The 2,815-nt window shown below is 37.2% G+C and carries 3 protein-coding genes; all 3 read left to right on the top strand.

The window, feature by feature from the left end:
* Window positions 1–300 precede the first annotated feature (300 nt).
* The 3 genes from E5A76_RS03165 (at window position 301) to E5A76_RS03155 (ending at window position 2,396) form a co-directional block, all read left to right on the top strand.
* Window positions 301–1,362, top strand: coding sequence for a helix-turn-helix domain-containing protein (locus E5A76_RS03165; protein WP_161118085.1), 1,062 nt, complete (start codon window positions 301–303; stop codon window positions 1,360–1,362).
* Between the two features lie 101 nt (window positions 1,363–1,463).
* Window positions 1,464–1,685 carry a VF530 family protein gene (locus E5A76_RS03160; protein ID WP_008988647.1) on the top strand — a complete coding sequence of 74 codons (222 nt, stop codon included), beginning with the start codon at window positions 1,464–1,466 and terminating at the stop codon, window positions 1,683–1,685.
* A gap of 234 nt (window positions 1,686–1,919) precedes the next feature.
* A complete protein-coding gene (locus E5A76_RS03155) occupies window positions 1,920–2,396 on the top strand; it encodes a hypothetical protein (RefSeq protein ID WP_161118084.1) in 477 nt (158 codons plus the stop codon).
* The last annotated feature ends 419 nt before the right edge of the window (window positions 2,397–2,815 follow it).

Here is a 2,815-nt window from a genome sequence, read left to right as displayed (position 1 = left end):
TTCCTATTCTTATTTCTTTATATAAAGGGCTTTTGTTAGTATTAATTGTCATTAATGATTTTTATTTATGATATATTTAACGTGCTACAAAGAGCACCATGTAAAATATAAAACATTATAAAGAACAGAGTGAAAACAAAATAAAATTAAAGCTGAACATTTGATTCATTTTAAATTAACATTAACTATTGTTTTATAACGGTCAGTGATTGCACTTTTTTACATAGTTAAAAATAGAAGTAGCGTTAAACGGCTTATTTGTTACTAAAAAGTAAACATTATCGGAGCGTGTTGATAACCATGGACATCAATCATTCCCTGTCACCTTATAAAAATACGGTTTCTTCTGGCTGGAAACGTATCATTCCCTTTGCCAACTTCAATATGGAAGAGAACCACACCTTTGATATGACTCATTTTGAAGGTCTGTGGCTAAAACAGTACCTTTCAACGATCACACCTGAATACCATGCGCTATCGCATCAACTAACCAAAATCGCACAATCTATTAATCCGCTGACCTTTAACTTTTACAGCTTAGCGTTATGGACAAGCCCAGACCGTTACACTCAGCTTCACACGCTGTGCCAATACAGTGAGTTATTAAACAGCTCAATCCGCTTTTATCTCGATGAAAATAAAGGCGATAACATTAACTTATGGCTATTAAGCAATGAGCCTGTTGCCAAACACTCAACCGAAAGCCTGTCTTTATTAGCATTACATTTCGCTTTCTTACTCAGCGTGTTTAAACAAACATGGGGTCATCAAGCCATTAAAGGGGATGTGTTTCTACCCTCTTTAACCAATGCCCGTATAGAGCAGCAACTGTTTGATAACTTAATGGCATCGTCTGCGTTAAACCTAAAGTGTCACTATGGTTATCCATTAATTCGCCTGACCTTTAGTAAAAAGTCACTGACAGCTCCATTAACGGAAGCCGATCCGATCATCAACCAAAACAGTTTGTGGCAGCTGCAAAGACAGCTAGAGAACTTCCACCAGCACAACGTGATCACCCAAGTCTACCGCGTATTAGACAGCTTATCGGATCTAGAAATCGCCTCTGGTAATCATGTTGCTAGCTTAATGGATATCAGTTTCCGTACTCTAAACCGTCGCTTAGCCTGCCTTTCTACCAGTTACCGAGGCGTGTTAGAGAACTATAAGCTCGAAAAAGCCCTCTCTTTATTAGACGATCCAGCATTAGCATTAACGGATATCGCCCTTAAACTTGGATTTTCCGATCTCAGCACCTTTTCTCGCGCCTTTAAACGCTGGACTGGGGTATGCCCATCATTATTGGTTAATAGAAATCAAAGCCTAGATACCCATGTCATTTCACATTGGGAACTAACCTAAACATCAGGCTACAATCAGAATGCGTGAAAGCATCAACATCTCTCATGCATTCTGATACACTCGCCCTCTTTGATCACCGCAGTGTAGGAACACCCATTAAAATGAGCCAAGAACAACCGAATAACCCATTACACGGTTTAACCCTAGAAATGATCCTTGTACGTTTACAAGAACACTATGGCTGGGAAGGTTTGGATGCGAAAATTCAGATCAACTGTTTCTACAGCAACCCATCAATCAAATCATCATTAAAGTTTTTACGTCGTACCCAATGGGCACGAGACAAAGTAGAAGCGCTGTATATTGAGACTTTCTGTCAGTGATCCGATTGGCATACTAGCTTTAACTCGATAAAAGTAAGGTATGCCATTTCTTTTTTGCTATTCACCTCTCCTTCTTTCCCCCCCTCCATCAATAAACACTTTGAAACAAAATAATGCAATCAAGTTCATGATGTTTATGAGTTAAATAGAATATGATCGACTGGATATATAAAGGTATTCTTACGTGAAAGTAGGAATGCTGATTAATATTCTGTTAAAGGTTTTGGAGGCTGAGTGGAAATAGCAGAATTAGTTCTCAAGTATTTAGAAGTGTTAATTTGGCCATTTGTTGTGTTGGTTGCGCTGCTTCATTTCAAGCATGAGCTTCAAGAACTATTTAAGAAAGCACTCAAGTCGCATGAACTTGAAATTGATGTTCTAGGTCAACGCGTAAAACTGAAAGCTCTAGAGCAACTAACTAATGAAGCGGCTATTTCTCATAAAATTGAGGATGTTGGTGAAAAACAGCATGAAAACGACTTCTTAGCATTAAGTTTTGCTCGTATTATCTCTCAACTTTCGACTGAAGAAGTTATGTTTATGAGACATGTAGCTCGTGCTATGGGTGACGAAGGCTATGTGGGGTGTACTGCGGAATACTTAGTACTTGAAAAATTTGAAGACTTATCTTTGTTACAAAGAAATGATAAAGGCTTCTACATCCCTACAGAACAAGGCAAGAAACTTTTGCACACAATAAAAAACCTCTAACAGATAAGGACGACACCTATCCGAAGTGTTAGACAAACCCAAGCCACCTTATATAAGTAAATATTGGAAATATCACGAAGGATGATGCAAAAAAAGTCGCTGTTACCCATATTTCCTAGTATCTAGTCACTAGAATAGAGCAAATAATTGAATCGCTAAATGACCGCCTGAATTAGTACACATCAGGCGGTCACCTGATACCTAAGAGTTACTCCATATAATATATTTCAGGATCCATCACTTTTAGCAACTCACATTTAATTGCAATTTAAATATATATTTTCATAACATTTAAATATAAAAGAAATGTAATTACAGCAAATGATCCTATAACTGCTTTTTGTGGGCTATACGCTTTTATATCTTTTAAGGTAATATATAAAAAAGGTAAAGCAATAAGGTAACTTGATATATTTATC

The sequence above is a fragment of the Photobacterium lucens genome, assembly GCF_009873615.1.
Classification (GTDB): Bacteria; Pseudomonadota; Gammaproteobacteria; order Enterobacterales; family Vibrionaceae; genus Photobacterium; species Photobacterium lucens.
Note: the sequence above shows the minus strand (reverse complement) of the source record. Positions and strands in the feature narration are given on the sequence as shown.

What these genes read in the sequence shown, in the direction of transcription:
- E5A76_RS03160 (WP_008988647.1), top strand. Translation starts at nt 1,464, where the DNA reads ATGAGCCAAGAACAACCGAATAACCCATTACACGGTTTAACCCTAGAA.
- E5A76_RS03165 (WP_161118085.1), top strand. Translation starts at nt 301, where the DNA reads ATGGACATCAATCATTCCCTGTCACCTTATAAAAATACGGTTTCTTCT.